Source organism: Flavobacterium praedii (assembly GCF_026810365.1).
Taxonomy (GTDB): Bacteria; Bacteroidota; Bacteroidia; order Flavobacteriales; family Flavobacteriaceae; genus Flavobacterium; species Flavobacterium praedii.
Window position 1 is genome coordinate 2,151,752 of the sequence record NZ_CP113948.1, and the last position, 23,654, is coordinate 2,175,405.

Annotated in this window: 21 protein-coding genes; 11 read left to right on the forward strand and 10 right to left on the reverse strand. The window is 32.9% G+C overall.

Annotated elements, in window-relative coordinates; all coding sequences use genetic code 11:
• Nucleotides 1-85: 85 nt before the first annotated feature.
• Together OYT91_RS09155 and OYT91_RS09160 are read left to right on the forward strand one after the other, a co-directional pair.
• Nucleotides 86-532 (forward strand): GNAT family N-acetyltransferase, encoded by a 447-nt coding sequence (locus OYT91_RS09155; RefSeq protein WP_281237716.1) that lies wholly within the window; start codon nt 86-88, stop codon nt 530-532.
• Nucleotides 533-717: 185 nt separating this feature from the next.
• Entirely contained in the window at nt 718-1,554 is an 837-nt protein-coding gene (locus OYT91_RS09160) for a hypothetical protein (protein ID WP_281237717.1), read from the forward strand.
• A gap of 439 nt (nt 1,555-1,993) precedes the next feature.
• On the opposite strand, the gene OYT91_RS09165 is transcribed toward OYT91_RS09160, so the two are convergent.
• On the reverse strand, nt 1,994-2,125 hold the full coding sequence (locus OYT91_RS09165; RefSeq protein ID WP_281237718.1) for a hypothetical protein: 132 nt from the start codon (nt 2,123-2,125) through the stop codon (nt 1,994-1,996).
• A 383-nt stretch (nt 2,126-2,508) separates the two neighbouring features.
• Between OYT91_RS09165 and OYT91_RS09170 the strand changes: the two genes are divergently transcribed.
• From OYT91_RS09170 to OYT91_RS09205, 8 genes are all read left to right on the forward strand, one after another.
• Nucleotides 2,509-2,757, forward strand: a complete 249-nt coding sequence (locus OYT91_RS09170) for a protein NO VEIN domain-containing protein (protein ID WP_281237719.1) — start codon at nt 2,509-2,511, stop codon at nt 2,755-2,757.
• Between the two features lie 457 nt (nt 2,758-3,214).
• Nucleotides 3,215-3,637 carry a DUF134 domain-containing protein gene (locus OYT91_RS09175; RefSeq protein ID WP_281237720.1) on the forward strand — a complete coding sequence of 141 codons (423 nt, stop codon included), beginning with the start codon at nt 3,215-3,217 and terminating at the stop codon, nt 3,635-3,637.
• A 248-nt stretch (nt 3,638-3,885) separates the two neighbouring features.
• Nucleotides 3,886-4,251, forward strand: coding sequence for a NifB/NifX family molybdenum-iron cluster-binding protein (locus tag OYT91_RS09180; protein WP_281237721.1), 366 nt, complete (start codon nt 3,886-3,888; stop codon nt 4,249-4,251).
• A gap of 308 nt (nt 4,252-4,559) precedes the next feature.
• Nucleotides 4,560-6,632, forward strand: coding sequence for a hypothetical protein (locus OYT91_RS09185; protein ID WP_281237722.1), 2,073 nt, complete (start codon nt 4,560-4,562; stop codon nt 6,630-6,632).
• A gap of 595 nt (nt 6,633-7,227) precedes the next feature.
• Nucleotides 7,228-7,374 (forward strand): hypothetical protein, encoded by a 147-nt coding sequence (locus OYT91_RS09190; protein WP_269222053.1) that lies wholly within the window; start codon nt 7,228-7,230, stop codon nt 7,372-7,374.
• A gap of 183 nt (nt 7,375-7,557) precedes the next feature.
• Complete coding sequence (locus OYT91_RS09195) at nt 7,558-8,121, forward strand: Crp/Fnr family transcriptional regulator (protein ID WP_281237723.1); 564 nt, start codon at nt 7,558-7,560, stop codon at nt 8,119-8,121.
• A gap of 77 nt (nt 8,122-8,198) precedes the next feature.
• Entirely contained in the window at nt 8,199-8,705 is a 507-nt protein-coding gene (locus OYT91_RS09200; protein WP_281237715.1) for a hypothetical protein, read from the forward strand.
• A gap of 194 nt (nt 8,706-8,899) precedes the next feature.
• Nucleotides 8,900-9,697 carry a tetratricopeptide repeat protein gene (locus OYT91_RS09205; protein ID WP_281237724.1) on the forward strand — a complete coding sequence of 266 codons (798 nt, stop codon included), beginning with the start codon at nt 8,900-8,902 and terminating at the stop codon, nt 9,695-9,697.
• Nucleotides 9,698-10,243: 546 nt separating this feature from the next.
• On the opposite strand, the gene OYT91_RS09210 is transcribed toward OYT91_RS09205, so the two are convergent.
• The 7 genes from OYT91_RS09210 to OYT91_RS09240 all read right to left on the reverse strand — a co-directional run bounded on the left by OYT91_RS09210 (nt 10,244) and on the right by OYT91_RS09240 (nt 20,724).
• Nucleotides 10,244-11,299 (reverse strand): alkane 1-monooxygenase, encoded by a 1,056-nt coding sequence (locus OYT91_RS09210; protein WP_281237725.1) that lies wholly within the window; start codon nt 11,297-11,299, stop codon nt 10,244-10,246.
• A 1-nt stretch (nt 11,300) separates the two neighbouring features.
• A complete protein-coding gene (locus OYT91_RS09215; protein WP_281237726.1) occupies nt 11,301-11,744 on the reverse strand; it encodes a DoxX family protein in 444 nt (147 codons plus the stop codon).
• 78 nt (nt 11,745-11,822) lie between these two features.
• On the reverse strand, nt 11,823-12,401 hold the full coding sequence (locus OYT91_RS09220) for a Crp/Fnr family transcriptional regulator (RefSeq protein WP_281237727.1): 579 nt from the start codon (nt 12,399-12,401) through the stop codon (nt 11,823-11,825).
• A 369-nt stretch (nt 12,402-12,770) separates the two neighbouring features.
• Entirely contained in the window at nt 12,771-15,038 is a 2,268-nt protein-coding gene (locus OYT91_RS09225) for an aconitate hydratase (protein ID WP_281237728.1), read from the reverse strand.
• 122 nt (nt 15,039-15,160) lie between these two features.
• Entirely contained in the window at nt 15,161-17,932 is a 2,772-nt protein-coding gene (locus OYT91_RS09230) for a bifunctional aconitate hydratase 2/2-methylisocitrate dehydratase (protein ID WP_281240376.1), read from the reverse strand.
• Between the two features lie 329 nt (nt 17,933-18,261).
• Nucleotides 18,262-19,215: an AAA family ATPase gene (locus tag OYT91_RS09235; protein WP_281237729.1), complete on the reverse strand. Its 954-nt coding sequence runs from the start codon at nt 19,213-19,215 to the stop codon at nt 18,262-18,264.
• Nucleotides 19,216-19,293: 78 nt separating this feature from the next.
• Nucleotides 19,294-20,724 carry a peptidylprolyl isomerase gene (locus OYT91_RS09240; RefSeq protein ID WP_281237730.1) on the reverse strand — a complete coding sequence of 477 codons (1,431 nt, stop codon included), beginning with the start codon at nt 20,722-20,724 and terminating at the stop codon, nt 19,294-19,296.
• A gap of 342 nt (nt 20,725-21,066) precedes the next feature.
• On the opposite strand from OYT91_RS09240, the gene OYT91_RS09245 reads away from it, so the two are divergent.
• A complete protein-coding gene (locus OYT91_RS09245) occupies nt 21,067-22,656 on the forward strand; it encodes a peptide chain release factor 3 (protein ID WP_269221977.1) in 1,590 nt (529 codons plus the stop codon).
• Between the two features lie 65 nt (nt 22,657-22,721).
• On the opposite strand, the gene OYT91_RS09250 is transcribed toward OYT91_RS09245, so the two are convergent.
• Both OYT91_RS09250 and OYT91_RS09255 read right to left on the reverse strand, forming a co-directional pair.
• A complete protein-coding gene (locus OYT91_RS09250; RefSeq protein ID WP_281237731.1) occupies nt 22,722-23,084 on the reverse strand; it encodes a hypothetical protein in 363 nt (120 codons plus the stop codon).
• Nucleotides 23,085-23,292: 208 nt separating this feature from the next.
• A complete protein-coding gene (locus OYT91_RS09255; protein WP_281237732.1) occupies nt 23,293-23,604 on the reverse strand; it encodes a DUF3467 domain-containing protein in 312 nt (103 codons plus the stop codon).
• Between the last annotated feature and the right edge of the window lie 50 nt (nt 23,605-23,654).

Genomic DNA, 23,654 nt, shown 5'->3' on the forward strand with positions numbered 1-23,654 from the left:
AGAGCTGGTGAATATGTGTGATAGTGTTACACATATATATTAGTTAGCGGTCAGGCTAAATCGACACGGACAGTAAACAGAAACTATGACAGACATAAACATATACAAAGGCGAGTTTTGCATTTCAACCGACAAGGTAAAATTAGACCTTGACGCCATTCACGAATTTTTATCAACCAGAGCGTATTGGTGCATAAATATTCCGAAAGACAAGGTGCAAACTGCTATTGAAAATTCATTCTGCTTTGGTGTTTACCAAGACGAAAAACAAATTGGCCTTGCAAGAATCATTACCGATTTTTCAACGATTGCCTATTTGGGCGACGTATATATTTTAGAAGAATACAGAGGATTGGGGCTTTCTAAATGGTTAATGGAAACGGTTATGAACTATCCGAGTCTACAAGGTTTAAGACGTTGGATTTTACTCACAGGAGACGCACACGAGCTATATCGTAAATTTGGGTGGATAGACATTGCAGATCCAACCAAATGGATGGAACTTCATAATAAAAACGTTTATTCAAAATAACAATGACAGGATATAAACCGAGCCCGAAATAAGCCCGAACCGCTAACACACGCTACAAGCAATTTGGGGAATTGGCTTAATGGAAAAATTGGTTTGTATTTGGAAGATTTGGCAAATCCGAAAGATAACGCTGATTTAACCCCAAACTGCTTGTAGCGCGAGAACGTTGACAGTAATTTTAAAAAATGAAAAAAATATATTTATTTATCTTAATTATTATTTGCAGTTGCAGTAATGATAATTCTGAAGATAATAATGAAAGTTTGAATAAAAACTATTTAAAATCATACACCTTAGATGGGGAAAGTTCTACTGAATTTGAATATCATAAAGGCCTCTTAACTAAAGAAACTTCCCAGTATCTTGATCTCCCAAAACAAGAAACCACTTATCTCTATAATGATGAAGGAAAACTTATATCGGAACAATTTGGATTACATAAATTTTCATATTTATATGATAATCAAAATAGATTAATTAAAAAGGTTAGAAATGGGACCAACGATTTTTCTACATTAGAATATTTAACCAATAAAATTATTGTAACAAACTTTTACGAGAATCCAAAAGGCACAACAAATACTATAGTTTCGGAAGTTCACATTGATGATAAAGGTAGAATTACTAAAACAGTTCAAAATACATCGACTTATTCTAATCAATTTTTAATTCATGAATTTAAATATGATAGCAATAATAATGTAGTACAGCTAGCCTTTAAATCAAATATTGATAATACTCCTGATGTAGTTGTAAATTATAAATATGATGCCAAAAAAAATCCACTTTATTATTCCTATAAAAATTTATATAAAAGTATTTATTATTTTATACTTAGCAGTGAAGTTTTATTAGGTCCTATTGTGCCAAACAATATTATTTCTGTCTCAACATCAACTGGAGCTACCACAACTAACCTAACTTACAATATCGAAAACTACCCAATAAAAGGCGTATTTTCAAAATATCAAGATGGTTCAACTAGTCCATTAATAGGTACAATTTCCTATGAATATTACTAAAAAAACCCAGCTCTACGAAGTCTCCCGACTTCGTACATTTTTTAAAAGTTCTTGAAAGCCTTAAACATGTCAAAAGTCTCCCGACTTTTAACGAATAGACCTTTGCAACAGCATATTCTTTTTTTAAAATCATCATAAAGAGAACAAAACCATTATTTTGTAATTATATCTTAATTTCGAAATACAAACTCTAAAGCATTTTTAATAACAAAGGCATTCACGGTAAAAGTCAGGAGACTTTTAGTAGATTTACATTTTACAAGAACATTTAAAAAAGTTCGAAGTCGGGAGACTTCGAAGAGCTGAAATTCCATTGGCCAACTCTTCATTGCGATTCTGAATCCTACTTTCCATATTCTATTTATTCTGTTAACTTAATCAACCTATTTTCATTTAAAAATAAAACTTATGTTGATACCAATTTTTCAAAATAAAGATACTATTTCAAAACCAAATTTAACTCCTCTCCTTCTACAATTTTTTTATTAATAATTGCAAACCAAAGCGGTGGTATCAATGCCAAAAGCATACTTCCAGGATATCCCAAGGGCAATTGCAAACTATCGTCCATGTGACGTAATATTTGATATTTACGCGTTGATTTATAATGATGATCACTATGCCGAGTAAGTTCAAATAATAAAATTCTTCCCAGCTCTACGAAGTCTCCCGACTTCGTACATTTTTTAAAAGTTCTTGAAAGCCTTAAACATGTCAAAAGTCTCCCGACTTTTAACGAATAGACCTTTGCAACAGCATATTTTTTTTAAAATCATCATAAAGAGAACAAAACCATTATTATGTAATTATATCTTAATTTCGAAATACAAACTCTAAAGCATTTTTAATAATAAAGGCATTCACGGTAAAAGTCAGGAGACTTTTAGTAGATTTACATTTTACAAGAACATTTAAAAAAGTTCGAAGTCGGGAGACTTCGAAGAGCCTTTAGATTTGCATAATAAATTATTATTAGAAGTCAAAGGTTTATCTGGAAAAAAATTAGCAATTGAATTAAGTCCAAATGAATTTTATCAATCTCAAGTTGAAGAAAAATATAGAATTTGTATTGTTACAAATGCTTTAACTTCTCCAACGTTTAATATCTTTAGATTCGAAGTCGAAACAAATAAGTGGACAAGTGAAAACGGTCATACATTGTTGTTAGAAAAAGTAATTGGTGCGAGACTGAAACTTGACTAATGCACTATCGCTAACAGCTACTCCTATGTAAAGCATCATAAAGTTATTCACAACTTTTGAGAGGGTTATATGTTGGTTGTTTTTCGAGTATAAAATGCCGTCCCAACGGCTTGTTGAAAAAGTTGGAAACAACTTTTTGTCTGCCGTAGGCTTAGACTGAAAAAGTTATTCTAACTTTTTCAATAATACCACGTATTTTGATCCCCGTTGGGTGAAATTAGTATTTGAATTTTAATACTATTTATTGGTCCACTAAAGATAAAATCATTGATAAACTGAACTGGAGTATGCCATTATTTTCCCCGAAACTCAAGTATTACACTTAATCTTAATTTGTTCCTCAGTAGTATTTTGAAAATTATTACACACAAAAATACAAATTATAATGAACAAATGTTCGTTATAATTTGTATTTTTGCATCACAACAAACTGTATTAATTATAACAACAACAAAAAATGCCAAGACCAAAGCGAAATAGAACTATTGTAAACCCGCCAATAATGGAAGGGTTTAAACCCTTTGGAATTGCTATGACAGATTTGGAACCTGTTATATTGTTGTATGAAGAGTATGAATCATTGCGACTTTCAGATTACGAGGGATTGACACAAGAACTGTCCGCCGAGCAAATGAACGTTTCAAGACCAACTTTTACCAGAATATATGAAAAAGCAAGAAGAGCAATTGCAAAAGCTTTTGTAGAAGGCAAAGCAATATTTATTGAAGGTGGCAATTACCATACAGACGATTGCTGGTACAAGTGCGAACAATGTTTAAAATTGAATATCAGTAAAGAGGAAACTGATACTTGCAATTATTGTCACTCAAATTTATTACGAAAATTAAACAAAAAAATCGAACCAAATGGAAGGAAATGATAGTGACGGATATTGTATCTGTGTAAATTGCAATACACGGATACCGCATACTAAGGGAAAACCCTGTCGAGAAAATGATTGTCCGCATTGCAGAAAGAAAATGATGCGAGAAGGAAGTTATCATCATCAACTATATTTATTAAAAAAAGGAGAAATAAATCAAAATCCTATCATATCCAAATCATGCAAATAAAATGGGCTTGATGTCGAATTGGGAATTTAACACACTTTATAAAAACTAAATTATTATGATAAAATTAGCAGCACCTACAACCGGAAATATGGTCGATGACCATTTTGGACATTGTGATGCTTACACAGTATTTACAGTAGACATAAATAAAAAGGTTGTAGAAACAGAAATATTGCCGTCACCGCAGGGTTGCGGTTGTAAAAGCAATATTGCAACTATATTAAAAGAAAAAGGCGTTAGTGTAATGCTCGCAGGAAACATGGGAGATGGGGCATTGAATGTGCTAAAAAATCATGGCATTGAAGTTTATCGGGGTTGCTCTGGCGATGTTCGTCAACTAGCCGAGAACTTTTTACAAGGCCAAATAGGGGATTCGGGCGAAACTTGCCACCATCACGAAGATCACGTTTGTAATCATTAATAATATCAAAAAAAGAATTATAAATTACATAACAGTCGTTCGCTTGAAATAATACGAATGGCTCAAAATTTCTTGAAGAGATAGTTGCTGTGCATAAGAAATGAAAAAAATATGCGTTTTGTCAAAAATAAAAAGTGGGACCGTTGCTCGTGTTTCGTTTTCGAAAGTAAGCGAAGTACTAAAACAATTCATTTCATTTGCTAGCCTTTGGTCTTGCGCTTTGACTAATGTGCAGCCGAATTTTTAAATAAATCAACTCTAAAATCAGGCTGATTTAGATTAATTTTAAAGTTTTAATTTCAACACAAATGACAAATAATATACTTATTGAAGATCAATATAAAAGAACCCGTTTATTTGAAAAAGAAAATGTGAATTATTTGGTTAGAGTATTAAAGAGATTTAATACTGTCCCAAAAATAAACAACATAAACATTATTACTTCAAATAATGAACCCAATCTATTTAAAATTGTCCCTAACAAATCAATAATAATTGGTTCGTCATTTTTAGACAAACCCGTTTTAGCGTTAATTTATTTGAGATATGGAGTTGAATGGCAACTTTGGTATAAAGCTTTAGGGAAAGATAAATCGGATACACTTTTATGTGATATAGCGGCTCTAAAAGTCACTAAAATATTTTATGAAATATTGCCAAAAGAGGATAAGGAAAAATTAGAAAAAATCAATCATTTTTTAATTAATATGATTAAAAATGTGGATACTTTAGATGTCGAATCTTTATTAAAAAATTCTGAGCTTCAATCTATACATGGAATAAATGATTCAAAAAAAGTATTTGAAAAGTCTTGGGAACCAATACTTGAAAATCTAGCAAAACCAACAGAATATTTATTAATGTCAGGTGGCGATCTTAGATTGAATATTGACGAAATTGAACTGTTAAACAAATATGGCTGTCGACCATTTCCAAGACCCGACGCTTTTACTTTCGCCTCATCTACTGCAACAAGTATCTCTAATTTTGCTTTTGATAAAACAGACAAAGTTAGACGTATATTAATTCAAAATAGCCTAAAAAAAGGTTTCAAAAATACAACCATTGCATTTTCAGAATTGCTAAAAAACAACCTCAGAAAAACCCTTAAAATTAATGAGGAATGTCAAATAATCTTTTCTCCATCTGGGACTGATTCTGCCCTACAAATAGCAGCCATTACTCAAATTATCTCCGACAAGGAAATTACACATATTTTAGTAGCTTCTGATGAAACTGGCAGCGGCGTGCCTGCCGCACTAAAAGGATGTCATTTTGAAAACACAACAGCTTTAAATTATCCAGTTACAAAAGGAGATAAAATTACAGGATTTAGAGATATCGATCTGATTAAAGTTCCTTTAAGAGAGGAAAACGGTGAATTAAAATCAACATTACAATTGGATACAGAGATTTTTACTGCAATTTCAAAGACTAATGAATTAGGAAGGCATGTTGTATTGCATGTAATGGATCAATCAAAATTAGGCTATCAATCACCTAGTGAAGAGTTGATACAAAGCCTGAATGCACTTGGCAATTTATCCATGCAAATTATTGTCGATGCTTCGCAACTTAGATTAGATCCAAAAGACATTCAAAATTATTTAAATAAAGGATACATTATTACAATAACAGGAAGCAAATATTTTACGGGACCTCCTTATTCAGGTGCATTAATCTTGCCTAAAAGGGTTAGTAAATTCATTAATTCTGTAAAAACTACATTGCCAAAAGGTTTGACCACGTATTACAACCATTCCGATTGGCCAACATCCTGGTTCTGTTCGAAAAATTTATCAGATGGATTTAATTATGGCTCTAATATGCGCTGGAATGCGGCCATAGTTGAAATGGATCGCTATTACAAAACACCTGTTTTATATAGAAATATGGGAATTGAGATGTTCTGCAATTTTGTTGAAGATTCTATTGAAGACGCTCCCTTTTTAGAACTCCTTTTTGGAGATAAAACAAAAACGAATACTTATGACAGTAAAGAATTTGGGCTAAGGAATATTTGTACAATTTTCCCTTTCTTTGTTCTTAAAAATGAGAAAGTACTATCTACTGATCATGTAAAAAAACTTTACACACTTTTGAATTCCGACATATCCGACAAATTTTTGGATTCCCCAATAGAAATCATTAGGCTTGCAGCTCAAAAATGTCATATTGGGCAACCTGTAGATGTAAAATACAGCAATGATTGTCAAACTGCGGTTTTGAGAATTAGTTTGGGTGCACGTGTAATTTCTGAAAGTTGGGCTAATAGAGACATTAGCCTCTTTTTTAGAAACATAGAAGCACAAATGAATCAGATTACCATAATTATAAAAAAGATAGAATTAATCCTTAACAATTCTGAATTGTTGAATTAAATAAGGTAAGAAGAATTCTAACATACAATCAGGTTTAATTTTACCCAAAAGTTGGTTCCTTTTAAAAAAAAATATTTTAAAATTTCAATGCACCAGATTACGAAGTCTCCCGACTTCGTACATTTTTTAAAAGTTCTTGAAAGCCTTAAACATGTCAAAAGTCTCCCGACTTTTAACGAATAGACCTTTGCAACAGCATATTTTTTTTTAAAATCATCATAAAGAGAACAAAACCATTATTTTGTAATTATATCTTAATTTCGAAATACAAACTCTAAAGCATTTTTAATAACAAAGGCATTCACGGTAAAAGTCAGGAGACTTTTAGTAGATTTACATTTTACAAGAACATTTAAAAAAGTTCGAAGTCGGGAGACTTCGAAGAGCTGAGGTCATAATATTAAAAATGACGTTATTCGCAGAAGATACAAGAATGGGATAAAAAACTTATTTGAAATTTATCTTTCAATTGTTGACGAAGTTATGATTTTTGACAATTCAGCGGGAAAACCTGAATTAATAGCGGAAAAAACATTGGAATCAGAAGTGAATATTTTGAATGAAATTAAATTCAATAAACTAAAAAATTACTATAATGAAAACTCATAAAAGAACACAAAACCAAACTAAAATATTGGAAGGAATGGACAAAGTTTATGAAAAATTAATTGAGTTCAAAAAGAAAATGAATAGTGATTTGATTATATTGAAAGATAATCAAATCATACGAATTAAACCATAAAGAAAGCACTATTGCCAACACACGCTACAAGCAATTTGGGTATTAGGCTTAATTTGAAAATGGTTTGTATTTGGAAGATTTGGCAAGTCCGAAAATAGGGCTTAATTTAGTCCCAAACCGCTTGTAGCGCGGAAACGTTAGGCGTAAGCAAAAGACACACTAAGAACATACGACAAATAAGAGATGTCAGAATTTACAAAATATGTGAACAAAGTTTCTCAGCTTTCAAAAGAAGCCGAAGAAGACCTTTTGCCCAGACTGAAATCAAAGTCTTTTAGAAAAGGACAAGTCATAAACACAGAAGGACAAATTTGTAAAAATCTATTCTTTATTGACAAAGGTTTGGTAAAGCATTACTATCATCATAAAGACAGAGTTTTTATTCTACGGTTTTTTTTAGAGACTAATTTCTTTACGGTTCTAGACAGTTTTACTAATCAAACACCATCGCAATTCAATACAATTGCTTTGGAGGACACTGAAACCAGCACTATTGATTATGCTGATTTTGACGAATTGTGTAGAAAACATCATTCATTTGAAACCTTTTCGAGAAAACTATTTACAATGGCAGCCGTTGTAAATTTAAAGCGTATTAAAGAAATGTTTGACGCAGATGCAACAGAACTTTATAAAGAGTTTATAAATGAAAACCATCATTTATTGCAGAGGATAAGTTTGGGAGAGACCGCAAGTTATTTAGGGATTTCACAAGTAACTTTAAGCAGAATAAGATCTAAGAAATGATTTTTTAACTTAGGTAAAAAAGTATTCAGTTTTATAGTTGCAATTTTGTACCATTGATTAATTAAAATTTAATAAAAATGGACAATAGCAAAATTGAAAATCAAAAAAGACTTAACAATGCAATTAAAATCGGGTCAATAGCATATGTTATTTGGGGTGTTCTACACATTTATGTAGGTTTCATAGGTGTTAGCCAATACATTACCGACCCAAATAAAGGTTTATGGAGTGCATTACTTGGTGGAGACAAAATGCCAGCTGACAAATTCCAATTTGCCACAGACCCGATGACACTTAAAGTAACTGCAAACTTTATTTTGAATTTTTGTTTAGACGTTGCTGGTTATGGAATGCTAGGTATTTTATTAGGTGTAATGTTATGGAAAAACAGCAAACCTTGGCTAGCATATTTTATAGGATTTTTCATTATAGGATTAGCCGATTTGTCATTTTTGTTTCTACAGGTAACACCAGGACATATTAAGGGTGACTGGGGTACTTATGGCGGACCAATCTTATGGTTTATTGCAATTGTTGCTTTACCTTTTGGTTTACCAAAGTTTAAATTGAAAGAACTTTTTTAATTAAGCAGGCGACTGAATAGAAACCCGATAGCGGATTTGCAATCCGTGCCCGCCACAATAAGCCACAATAAAAATCATATATAAATACAATTCACATTTATTTTGATATACGTTGTCGGCACGGATTGCAAATCCGCGCTATCGGTTTAATTTAGTCCCAAACCACCTATTGCCAGAACGTTACCAACTATATTATGAAAAAACAAACGATACTAATTGCAATCTTTACTTTATTCTCACTGATAAGTTTTGGACAGAAAAAAATGATCGAAAAAGCTAAAAAAGCATTCGAATACTATGAAAATGGGGAAAAATTAAAAGCAGTAAAAATTTTCGAAGAGCTTATTGTTGAATATCCAAATTCGGAACAGTATGGAAGAAATCTTTATAATATTCCGACCATTTATCAAGAATTAAATGATAATGAACTAGCGATAAAATGGTTTTTAAAAGTCCTAGATGATAAAAGTGTAAATGATTCAGAAATAGATAACTCTCGGGGCATTTTTGAAACGAATACAAATTTCAAACATTATGCATCAACAAATATCGGAGTTTTAAACTATAATATTGGGAACTATAATGAAGCCTTAAAATATTATCTATTAGCAGATTTAAAATATAAATATTATAACACGTCGGGAACTGACATAAAATTAAACAAAATAAAACTAGCTTTAAATATTTCTGACTGTTACCAAAAACTTAATATGATTAACAATGCAATTGCTGTATTACTTCCTCATGCGTTGACCGAATCTCCACAATTTAATAACCAAGCTGCAGATAAATTATCTAATCTTTTGAAAGAGAAAAACAAGGAAAGTGAATTTAAACTTGAACTTGAAAAAAGTTTTAATACTTTAGAAAAAATTGGCAATGGAATAAGGTTAAATGTGTACAATATTCCAATTTTTATTAAACCATATTCTAATGAAGAATTAAATGTTAATTATCTCAAAGAAAAAGAGTTCTATAAAAAGTTGAATTAACAAATACAAGCTGGTAGCACACGCTACAAGCAATTTGGGTATTTGGCTTAACTTAAAAATGGTTTTGTATTTGGAAATATTTGGCAAATCCGAATAATGGGCTTAATTTAGTCTCCAGCTCTACGAAGTCTCCCGACTTCGTACATTTTTTAAAAGTTCTTGAAAGCCTTAAACATGTCAAAAGTCTCCCGACTTTTAACGAATAGACCTTTGCAACAGCATATTTTTTTTTAAAATCATCATAAAGAGAACAAAACCATTATTTTGTAATTATATCTTAATTTCGAAATACAAACTCTAAAGCATTTTTAATAACAAAGGCATTCACGGTAAAAGTCAGGAGACTTTTAGTAGATTTACATTTTACAAGAACATTTAAAAAAGTTCGAAGTCGGGAGACTTCGAAGAGCTGAAATTCCATTAGCCAACTCTTCATTGCGATTCTGAATCCTACTTTCCATATTCTATTTATTCTGTTAACTTAATCAACCTATTTTCATTTAAAAATAAAACTTATGTTGATACCAATTTTTCAAAATAAAGATACTATTTCAAAACCAAATTTAACTCCTCTCCTTCTACAATTTTTTTATTAATAATTGCAAACCAAAGCGGCGGTATCAAAGCCAAAAGCATACTTCCAGGATATCCCAAGGGCAATTGTAAACTATCATCCATGTGACGTAATATTTGATATTTACGCGTTGATTTATAATGATGATCACTGTGCCGAGTAAGTTCAAATAATAAAATTCTTCCCATTTCATGATCGCTATTCCAAGAATGTTTAGGCAAAACACGTTCTGGACGACCCGAAGGCAAAATTTTACGTTGCAAACCGTAATGCTCTATATAATTGATTATTTCTAAAAGCAATACTCCAACAAAAGCAATTGCTACTGCAAAAGGAACTAATGCGAATCCAAAAAGCAAACCTACAACCAAAAGATAAAGCATTTCATAAATTGAGAACCGAATCATTTCATTGTTCCAACTCCAAATTGTTTTATTTTCCCGTTTCAATCTGTCGTTTTCCAATTTCCAAGCGTCTAAATATTGTCCTATTATTGATCGAAAAAAGAAAGCATAAACCATTTCATTTTTTCTGGCAGTAGCAGGATCGACCATAGTTGAAACATTTTTATGATGCCCGCGATTGTGTTCTATAAAAAAGTGTTGATACAAAACGAATAGCAAACCTGCTTTGGCAAAAAACTGAGAAACTTGATCCGTTCTATGTCCCAATTCATGCGCCACATTAATTCCAGTAGCACCCAAAACAACACCAATACTCAAGGTCAAGCCAACCAATTCTGAAGTTGTTAAAGCTTTAGTCTGAACTGTGTATAAATAGTAATACGTCAAAAACAAACAAATAGGTGCACAGATAAATAAAAGCAAATCAAAAAATACTTTTTTGGAACGATTCTCTTCTTCCTCAACGGGCACATTTTTTTCAGAAGCAGGTATAATGGCATCCAAAATCGGAATAATACCAAAGGCTAAAATAACGGTTGCCCAAGACCAAATTCCTCTATTTTCCAGTGCTATCCAACCAGAAAAAGGAATTATATAAGCTAGTATGTATTTCAAATCTTTCATACTAATTTGTTTTAGAATTTCGCCAAGACTGCCAAGCACCAGTTGACCATAAAGCTATTATTATAAGTAAGGGTTGAAACGGAAGTCTAGCCCAACGAGCTGCTTCGGTATCTAAACCAAAAGCATTTCTATGTTCCACCAATTGAGCAATATTTCCTGGAAAAACCAAAACAAAAAATAAAGCTACTATCCAACCCACTTTTACTCTTTGCCTCAAAACAAATAGCAAAGACAATCCCAAAATCATCTCGACAAAACCAGAAAGCAAAACTACCCAGTCAGGATCTATGGGTAACCAAGGCGGAACTTGAGCCAGAAATTCTGTACGACTCCATGTAAGATGGCTGATTCCTGCCAAAAGCAAAAAACATCCTAAAATAATTCTACCCGCATTTTGATAAATTGAAGGTTTCTGATTTTGAACTGTTGTTGAATCACTTTTCATTTTAGTTGTTTTTTAGTAGTAAGTACACAAAGAAAAATGAAAAAAAACGGTAAAACAATAACAAATGTTATCAAAATGTTAGGCATTTTTCAATCTACTCAAATGAACCGATGAAACATTAAGATACGATGCAATATAATGCTGAGAAACTCTATTAACTATACCCGGAAAAATAACATTCATCTTGTTGTATCGCTCTAAAGGAGTTTCTGTATAAAGTGACTGAATCTTATTGCTAAAAATAAAAAAATAATCCTCGGCCAATCTTCTCCCTAACTTTTCTCCTTGCTCGAGAATTGAATAGCCTTCATGAAGTGTTGCAAAAGACATCACAACCACTTCCGTTGCTTCCAATGCTTGAATCGAATAATTGGAAGCTGTCTTTTTGAGGAAGCTTTCATAATCTGCAGAAAAAGTATTTTCTAAAGAAAAATGAAAGGTATGTTCTTCTTCTTTTTGATCTACAAAAAACACTCTCAACAATCCGCTATTGACAAAATAAATTTCCTTACAAACACTTCCAGGAGAAAGAACCATTTGATTTTTCGTAAAATGCTTGATAGTAAATTTTGGCGCATACAAATTCCATTCGGCTTCTGTAATTGTAATATAAGAAGACAAAACTTGATGTATTTGTTGCAGTTGATTTTCGAGCATAAAACAGTGATTCTAATAAATAATCATGAACAAATTTTGAGTTACAATTTCTATAACATTTCCAAATTTACACTTTTATTGACGATTCCTGCTTTTTTGAATTTGACCTACTATTTCTTTTCTCAACCAAAGCTAATTATAAAAACAACTGCCCTAGCCCTGATGGGAATGGAAAGCCTTGCGAAACAGACTTGATTTTTTTCTGGATATAAAAGAGCGACCAAAGGAAGCTCCTTTTATATCCTAGAAAAAACAAGGATGTGAGCAAGCTTGAAATGACAGCAGGATTTGCTCCCTCTAAAAATTTTGAATACTACAAAAAAACTCCCAAGTTGCCTTGAGAGTTTTTAATATGAAATATTTTAATGCTTATGCGTTACTAGCAGCCGCAATTAAATTTAAAGCTGAACCGGCTTTGTACCAACCAATTTGCCCTTCGTTGTAAGTGTGGTTTGCCAAGATAACATCTTTGGTTCCATCGGCATGAACGAATTCAATCGTTAATGGTTTGCCTGGCGCAAAATCAACTAAATCTATGAAGTTGATAGTATCGTCTTCTTGGATTTTGTCATAATCAGCTTCGTTAGCAAATGTCAATCCTAAGAGACCTTGTTTTTTAAGGTTGGTTTCGTGAATACGGGCAAATGATTTCACCAATACCGCTTTTACTCCCAAGAAACGAGGTTCCATAGCAGCATGTTCACGAGAAGATCCTTCGCCGTAATTCTGATCTCCAACAACAACTGAAGGAATTCCAGCCGCTTTGTAGGCACGAGCTACTGCAGGAACTGCATCGTATTCCCCTGTCAATTGATTTTTAACCGAATTTGCTTTTTGGTTGTATGCATTCACGGCACCAATCAACATATTGTTTGAGATATTATCTAAGTGTCCGCGGAAACGCAACCATGGTCCGGCCATAGAAATGTGGTCGGTAGTACATTTTCCGAATGCTTTGATTAACAATTTGGCACCAGAAATATTTTCACCATCCCAAGCATCAAATGGAGCCAATAATTGCAGACGATCTGAAGTTTCGCTTACCACAATCTTAACGCTTGATCCATCTTCGGCTGGCGCTTGAAAACCGTTGTCCTCAACATCAAAACCTCTTTTTGGCAATTCGTCACCAAATGGAGCCGTTAATTTTACTTCCTCTCCATTGTCATTCAACAAAGTATCCGTTAGTGGATTAAAATCTAATCTTCCTGAAATAGCCAATGCAGCTACCATTTCTGGTGATGTTACAAAAGCGTGTGTATTTGGGTTACCATCTGCTCTTTTGGAGAAGTTACGGTTGAATGAATGCACGATTGTGTTTTTCTCTCCTTTGTCTGCCCCTGCTCTATCCCACTGTCCAATGCAAGGTCCGCAGGCATTGGTAAATACTTTGGTTCCCATTTTCTCAAAAGTAGCGATGATACCGTCTCTTTCGATAGTGTACCGAATTTGTTCCGAACCTGGATTGATTCCAAACTCCGCTTTAGGAGTGATTCCATGCTCTACTGCTTGGTTTACGATTGAAGCCGCACGAGCCATATCTTCGTAAGATGAATTTGTACAAGAACCGATTAAACCCCATTCTACTTTTAATGGCCATCCATTTGCTGCAGCTTCCGCTTTCATTTTTGAAACTGGAGTTCCGCGATCTGGTGTAAAAGGTCCATTAATATGTGGCTCTAATTCTGATAAATTGATTTCGATAACTTGGTCAAAATACTGTTCTGGATTTGCATATACTTCTGGATCTCCAGTTAAATACGAAGCCACTTTGTCGGCGGCATCCACAATATCCTGACGATCTGTAGCGGCTAAATACCTGCGCATGGAATCATCGTAACCAAATGTTGATGTGGTAGCGCCAATTTCGGCACCCATATTACAAATAGTTCCTTTTCCTGTACAAGACATATTCAAGGCACCTTCGCCAAAATATTCGACAATAGCACCGGTTCCTCCTTTTACGGTAAGAATATCGGCTACTTTAAGAATTACATCTTTTGGAGCAGTCCAACCGGATAATTTTCCAGTCAATTTTACTCCAATTAATTTAGGAAATTTCAATTCCCAAGACATTCCAGACATTACATCTACAGCATCGGCACCACCAACCCCAATGGCCAGCATTCCCAATCCGCCTGCATTTACAGTATGCGAATCGGTACCAATCATCATACCGCCTGGGAAAGCATAGTTTTCTAGAACAATTTGGTGAATAATTCCTGATCCTGGTTTCCAAAAACCAATTCCATATTTATTTGAAACTGATGAAAGAAAATCAAATACTTCTTTAGACTGCGTATTTGCTACCTCTAAATCAGATTTAGCGCCGTTTTTAGCCAAAATCAAGTGATCACAGTGAACAGTAGTTGGCACTGCAACTGTTTTCTTTCCAGCATGCATAAATTGCAACAATGCCATTTGGGCCGTTGCATCTTGGCACGCTACTCTATCTGGAGCAAAATCAACATAATCGGCTCCTCTTCCGTATGCTTGGGTAGCAATACCGTCCCAAAGGTGACTGTACAAAATCTTTTCGGTTAAAGTAAGTGGACGACCAACTATTTCGCGTGCTGCATCAACACGACTTGTCATGTTAGCATACACTTTTCTAATCATTTCAATATCAAAAGCCATAATATTTCAGGTGTTTTTGTTATTATATTTTGAACATTACAAGGTACAAAAAAACAGACTACAAAAAAAAGCCTGAGTCTATTGACTCAGGCTTTTAAACTTTAATTAACTAATTATGTGAATTATTTAACTAATAACTTATGAGAAGGTGCAAACTTAGTAAGATTAATACCTTCTACTGCAGTTTTATATTCTTCTATAGTTGGAGTTCTACCAAGAATTGTAGACAAAACCACAACTGGTGTAGAAGAAAGTAATGACTCTCCTTTTTTACCTTCAGTATCTTCTACAACTCTTCCTTGGAAAAGACGCGTAGATGTTGCCATTACTGTATCTCCTTTAGTAGCTTTCTCTTGGTTACCCATACAAAGGTTACAACCTGGGCGCTCTAAGTATAACATATTTTCGTATGAAGTACGAGCTGCAGCTTTAGGAACATTATCGTCAAATTCGAAACCCGAATATTTTTGTAAAATCTCCCAGTCCCCTTCTGCTTTTAATTCATCAACAATATTATAAGTAGGAGGCGCTACTACTAATGGCGCTTTGAACTCTACTTTTCCTTCTTGCTCATCAATGTTCTTAAGCATGTGAGCAAGGATTTTCATATCTCCTTTGTGAACCATACAAGAACCGATAAATCCAAGATCTACTTTTTTCACTCCACCGTAGAAAGATAAAGGTCTAATGGTATCGTGAGTATATCTTTTAGAAACATCAGCATTATTTACGTCTGGATCAGCAATCATTGGCTCAGCAATCTGATCCAGATCTACAACAACTTCAGCATAATACTTAGCATTTGCATCTGGTCTTAGCGCTGGTTTTTCGCCTGAAATAATGGCAGCGATTCTCTTATCAGCTATAGCAATCAATCCTTTCAGCACTTGATTTTGGTTATCCATTCCCTTATCGATCATGATCTGAATTCTACCCTTCGCCATCTCTAGCGATTCGATCAAAGTATAATCTTCAGAAATACAAATAGATGCTTTAGCCTTCATTTCTGCAGTCCAGTCCGTAAATGTAAATGCTTGATCTGCATTAAGAGTTCCTAAGTGAACCTCAATAATTCTTCCTTGAAATACATTCTCTCCACCAAATGTTTTAAGCATTTGGGCTTGTGTAGCATGAACCACATCACGGAAATCCATATACCCTTTCATGTCTCCTTTGAAGGTTACTTTCACAGATTCTGGAATTGGCATTGAAGCTTCACCAGTAGCCAATGCAAGAGCAACAGTTCCTGAGTCAGCACCAAAAGCAACCCCTTTAGACATTCTTGTATGAGAGTCACCACCAATGATGATAGCCCACTCGTTTACAGTAATATCATTAAGCACTTTGTGAATTACATCCGTCATTGAATGATAAACTCCTTTCGGGTCGCGAGCTGTAATCAATCCGAAGTCGTTCATAAATTTCATTAATCTAGGAATATTTGCTTTAGATTTATTATCCCATACTGAAGCAGTGTGACAACCCGATTGGTACGCACCGTCAACAATTGGAGAAATCACAGTAGCAGCCATAGACTCTAATTCCTGAGAAGTCATCAAACCAGTTGTATCTTGTGAACCAACAATATTTACGGTAACACGAACATCCGAACCAGCGTGCAATACTTTACCTGGAGTAGTTCCAACAGCATTTGCATTAAATATTTTTTCTACAGCTGTAAGACCTTGTCCTTCAACAGAAACCTCTTTTGACGGAGCATATACCGGTACAATATCAATACCAAGTGTCTTTGATGCAAATGTTTGCAATTTTTTTCCAAACACAATTGCGTAAGATCCACCAGCTTTTATAAATTCAATTTTCTGAGGTGTAAATGCCTTAGAAATATCGATCAATTCTTTGTCTCCGCTATAAAGTTTTTTAGTTTTTGTGTTGATTGTAAGAACCGTACCAGTAGCTACAGAGTAAACTTCTTCAAGAATAGGATCACCACTTTCATTACGAACTACTTCACCATTAGCGTCAGTCTTTTTTACCCAGTTTTTAAGATCCAAACCAATACCACCAGTTACATCTACAGTTGTTAGGAAAATTGGAGAAATACCGTTTGTACCTGCAACGATTGGAGCAATATTAATAAATGGAACATAAGGACTAGCTTGTTTACCACTCCAAAGTGCCACGTTGTTTACACCTGACATTCTTGAAGAGCCCACACCCATAGTACCTTTTTCGGCAATTAACATCACACTCTTATCAGGATTCGCTTCTGCTAATGCTTTGATTTCTGCTTGTGCATCAGGAGAAATTAAACATTTCCCATGAAGTTCACGATCTGAACGAGAGTGCGCTTGGTTTCCTGGAGAAAGTAAATCAGTTGAAATATCTCCTTCGCCCGCAATAAAAGTAATCACCTTAATTTCTTCTGCTATTTCAGGCAATTTAGTAAAGAACTCAGCCTTAGCATAGCTCTCTAAAATAGCTGCAGCAATTTCATTACCGCTTTTGAAAGCCTCAGCTAAACGATCTGTATCTGCTTCATAAAGAAAAACTTGTGTCTTTAAAACTTCTGCAGCATCTTTTGCAATAGCTATATCATTACCTAAAGCTAAGTCAAGTAATACTTTTATTGAAGTTCCACCTTTCATGTGTGACAATAACTCTAAAGCAAAAGCAGGAGTAATTTCAGCAACTACTGATTGACCGAGAACGATTTCTTTTAAAAAATTAGCTTTTACATTCGCAGCAGGAGTAGTTCCAGGAACAACATTATAAATAAAGAAATTAAGAGACTCTGCTCTATACTCGTTATTCAAATCTTTAATTTGTTCAATGATTTCGCTTAATAGTTCAGCGCCATCAATCGGTTTTGGGTGAAGACCCTGCCCTTTTCGTTCTTCGATTTCTTTAATGTAATCGCTATAAGTCATAATGATATCTTTTCAATGTTATATGGCAAATTTCTTTATTATTTCAAAATTTAAAAGCCATAATAATGAGTATTTATTTTTTTTGCCTTGCAAACTTAATAATTAAAGACGAGAATTTAAAAAAATTTAATAGAAGTCAACTTTTCAAAAATTATTATTGCAAAATAATTATTTTTCGTGAATTATAATGAAATAAAATCGAATATATCAATATTTATTGAGAATTCAATAATTATGATTTAATTTTATAACAAAACTACAACGATTGAAATGAAAAAAACACTGTATTCTAATAAGATCAGAGTGTTTTTTTAAAAAAAGACATAAAATACTTATATCAATTTTGAAATTATCATTTCTTCTGAAATACCTTCGGCATCCGCTTTATAATTTTTGATGATTCGATGTCTCAAAATTCCGGTTGCAACTGCTTTTACATCTTCTATATCAGGCGAAAACTTTCCATAAAAAGCGGCATGAGCTTTGGCAGCCAAAATTAAATTTTGCGAAGCTCTTGGCCCTGCACCCCAATCCAAATAATTTTTTACAAATTCATTTGAAAGTGAATTATCAGGACGTGTTTTACTAACTAAAGTCACAGCATATTCCACCACATTATCCGCTACAGGAATACGACGAATCAAATGCTGAAAATCGATGATTTCTTGCGCCGTAAACAAGGCATTTATTGTTGTACTCTGATCAGCAGTTGTACGCTTGACTACTTGCACCTCTTCCTCAAAAGAAGGATACTCTAATTTTATGGCAAACATAAATCGGTCTAATTGTGCTTCAGGCAAAGGATAAGTTCCTTCTTGTTCAATGGGATTTTGTGTAGCCAAAACAAAATAAGGCAAACTTAATTTATGATTTACTCCCGCTATAGTTACAGAACGCTCTTGCATTGCTTCTAACAAAGCTGCTTGAGTTTTTGGCGGCGTCCTATTTATCTCATCTGCCAAAATAATATTTGAAAATATTGGACCTTTTAAAAATTTAAACTGTCGATTTTCGTCTAAAATTTCGCTACCTAAAATATCTGAAGGCATCAAATCTGGAGTGAACTGAATTCTTTTAAAATCCAATCCTAATGCTTGAGCCAAAGTATTCACCAATAATGTTTTGGCTAAACCAGGAACACCAACCAACAAAGCGTGACCTCCAGAAAAAATACAAAGCAAAATCTGATCTACAACATCATCTTGACCAACAATGATTTTAGCAATTTCTTTTTTTAATTCATTACGTTTTTGGACTAAATTCTGTATCGCTGTTACATCCGACATTTTATATTATTTTTTTAATTAAAAAGAGTTAGCTCTATGAAAACATAAAACTAACTCTTTTTATTTATTTAATGAAAATTATTTTTTAAGCCAATTGTTGGTAAAAGAACACTCTTTATACTCATCAACAATTTTTATATAAGTATCTTTTATTTTTGTATCAAACCATTTACCAATAGCTTTGATTTGTTTTTCTTTCAAAGCTAAATCTTTAATTTTAATATAATCTTTAGCATAATCAGCAGTATGTTCATCTATTCTATTGGTCACAATCATAATTTTATAATCTTTCTTTCCTTGATTATCTTCAAGCAAAGGAATTGATATCTCATTGTCTTTCAAATTTGAAACTTGACTGTATAAAGAAGGATCCATTTTTGTCATTTCAAAACGAGTATCTTGTGTTTTAGGATTAACTAAAGCACCTCCATTAGCTCTTGTTTCCTTTTCATCCGACATCGTCCTAGCAGCTTCCGCAAAAGTAATATCTTTGTCTAATACCTTCTTTCTAATTAAAGTAATTTTCTCTTTTGCTTCTTTCAAAGATTCTTGTGAAACAACTGGTGAAATAAGAATGTGTCTTAGTTCAATTTCTTGACCTTTAATTTTTTCTACATAAATAATATGATATCCAAATGTAGTTTCAAAAGGCTCCGAAATTTCTCCTTCAGCAAGACTAAAGGCAACATCTTTAAATTCTTTTACAAAAGGGGTTTTTCTTGTCATTTTATAATAACCCCCATTTTTACTAGATCCTGGATCTTCTGAATACAATACAGCTTTAGTAGCAAAACTAGCTCCCTCTAAACACTCTTTCCTAAAACTATTTAGTTTATCGATAACTTTTTGTTTATCCGCATCTGTAACCTTTGGCTTTATAACAATTTGAGCAACTTCTAACTCAGCTCCAAAAAGAGGCAAATCCGCTTTTGGAATTTTTTTATAAAACTCACGTACTTCTTCTGGCGTTATTTCAACTTTATCAATTATTTTCTTGGTCATTTCACCAGTTAGTTTCTGTTCTTTCAAAACATCAAAGAAATAAGTTCTAAAATCTTCCTCAGATTCTTTTTGATAAAACTTAACTATCTTCTCCATAGATCCTACTTGTTCCAACATATACCCCAAGCGTTCATCCATCATTCCTTTAACTTCAGCATCGCTAACAATAATACTATCCTGAACCGCTTGATGCGCATATAATTTTTGCTCTAACAAACTACCTAATACTTGACACCTTGAAACATCTTTAGTAGATCCTCCCTGACTTGTAATTTCTAAAAATCCTTTATCAATATCAGAATCTAATATTATATAATCCCCAACTGTTGCTACCACGCCATCAATCTTTAGTTTTTTTCCTGAAGGCACATTTACCTTAGTTGTAGCAGCTACACTATCTTTAATAATTTCTTGAGCATTCACGAAGGTTAAAGTAGAAAACAATAGAAAAAAAGACAACACAACTTTATTAGTTATGGATTTCATCTGAACAATTTTTAAAGGCATTTTTTATATTTTATAATTAATTATTATTTAAAAAAGAGATTGCGGAAAAATTTCATTTCACTCAATTAGAGGATCTTAAAACAAAACAAATAATTTAAATTAAATTTTCAAGAATTAAAACAATTTAACCCAACAAAAAACTTACAATTTTAATAACTTAAACCGAACAAAAATAACAATTCGAATGCATTAAACAAGTTTCCACACTACTATTAACAAAAAATTATTAAGTTCTTATATTGTGATAAATAAATCAAAAGAAGGCGACACTTTTTTATAACTATATATTTTTTTTAAATAGCATTTATAAATAGTACTTTTGCAAACTATTGAAATAAAAATATGAGTTTTTTAAAAGAAATACAACGAAGACGAACTTTTGGGATAATCTCGCATCCCGATGCTGGAAAAACGACCTTAACTGAAAAATTACTTCTTTTCGGAGGAGCAATTCAAGAAGCTGGCGCAGTAAAAAACAATAAAATAAAAAAAGGTGCAACGAGCGATTTTATGGAAATTGAGCGTCAAAGAGGAATCTCTGTTTCTACTTCTGTTTTAGCGTTTAATTATAAAGAGAAAAAAATAAATATTCTAGACACACCTGGTCACAAGGATTTTGCCGAAGACACTTTTAGAACTTTAACTGCTGTTGATAGCGTAATTGTTGTTATTGATGTCGCCAAAGGAGTCGAGGAACAAACAGAAAAATTGGTAGCCGTATGTAGAATGCGTAAAATACCAATTATTGTTTTTATCAATAAATTAGACCGAGAAGGTAAAGATGCTTTTGATCTAATGGATGAAGTGGAACAAAAGCTGGGATTAACTGTAACTCCTCTTAGTTTTCCTATCGGAATGGGGTATGACTTTCAAGGAATTTACAATCTTTGGGAACAAAACATCAATCTTTTTAGCGGAGATAGCCGTAAAAATATTGAAGAAACTATAGCATTCTCAGATGTAAAAAGCCCAGAGTTAGAGAAAATAATTGGACCAAAACCAGCAGAACGTTTACGTGAAGAATTAGAACTAATTGATGAAGTTTATCCAAAATTCGACCGTCAAGATTATTTGGATGGTAAACTACAACCAGTATTTTTTGGTTCAGCTTTAAATAATTTTGGTGTTAGAGAACTTCTTGATTGTTTTGTTGCTATTGCACCATCACCTAGACCAAAAGACTCTGAGACAAGATTAGTTGATCCAAAAGAAGATAAAATGTCTGGTTTTGTATTCAAAATCCATGCTAATATGGATCCAAAACATAGAGACCGCTTGGCTTTTATAAAGATTGTATCTGGAACTTTCGAAAGAAATAAACCCTATTATCATGTTCGTCAAAAGAAAAATTTAAAATTCTCTAGTCCTAATGCTTTTTTTGCAGAAAAAAAGGAAATAGTTGACATTTCCTACCCTGGAGATATTGTAGGTCTACATGATACTGGAAATTTTAAAATTGGCGATACTTTAACCGAAGGCGAAATTATGAGCTTTAAAGGTATACCAAGTTTCTCCCCAGAACACTTTAGATACATCAATAATGCCGATCCAATGAAGGCTAAACAATTAGACAAAGGTGTTGACCAATTAATGGATGAAGGTGTTGCTCAATTATTCACCTTAGAAATGAATAATCGAAAAATAATTGGAACTGTTGGAGCCCTTCAATACGAAGTTATTCAATACCGATTAGAGCATGAATATGGTGCAAAATGCACCTATGAAAATTTCCCTGTACACAAAGCGTGCTGGGTAAAACCAGATGATGCAAAAAATGAAGAATTCAAAGAATTCAAGCGTATCAAACAAAAGTTTTTAGCTAAAGACAAATACAATCAACTTGTTTTTTTAGCAGATTCGGATTTTACAATTCAAATGACACAAAATAAATATCCTAGTGTAAAACTATTTTTCACTTCAGAGTTTGAATAAACAAAAAAACGCCAGCATTATGTTGGCGTTTTTTATATATACAAATTAAATTCAACCTTAAAATTCTAGCAAGTTTTAGTATTTATCGCTTTTTTAAGAAGCGTTTTCAATAATAAATGATTAGGCTCTCTACCGGATGTCAAAAAACTCTTTTTAGTAGAAGAATCATTAGATATTTTACTATTTACATCTTCTTTAGTCCCCATGAACCATAGAATAAAATTAACATTTGAATTAATATTAGAAGTAGAAACCTTAATGGGAGATTCATCAATAGCAATGCTTTCTTGATAAATTGGTATCAAATCTGAGGATTTTGAAGAAGTCTCATTTTGAGCAAATGCATTAAAAAAAGTAAGAAACAAAAAAGCAATAAAAAAATACTTTTTTTCACTATAGATTGTCAATAAAACACTAACTCTATTCATTTATTCCTTTTGTATTGATTTAGAACACATTTACAGGGAACAAAACTAACTTAACGTAACACTAAGCTAAAATATAGTCGACAAAAAACACCAAAAACCGTTTAAATACATTTTTAAGATACTTTTGCTTAATAATTTAAAATAAAAATAACAATTTAGAAATAAGTTAAAAAAAAAGACTCCCTTTTATGGGAGTCTTTAAATAGAATTATGCTTGACCAGTTGGTCCAAAGTTTAATGGAATTGGAGGTTGTTCTGTATCTTTAATTTCACCGTGTGACATTTCAAAACGATGAATATTTTCTCCTATTGCTTTAAGCAACCTTTTTGCGTGTTGCGGAGTCAATACAATTCTAGACTTTACTTTTGCTTTTGGAACACCTGGCATAATGCATACAAAATCTAAAACAAATTCAGATGAAGAATGATTTATAATGGCCAAATTAGAATAAATTCCTTCCGCTATTTTTTCATCTAATTCAATATTAATCTGCTCTTGTTGTTGTTTAGAATTGCTCATAAAATTTATTTTTTTCAACAATTCTCTCTCTACAACTAGCAGAGAGAGCA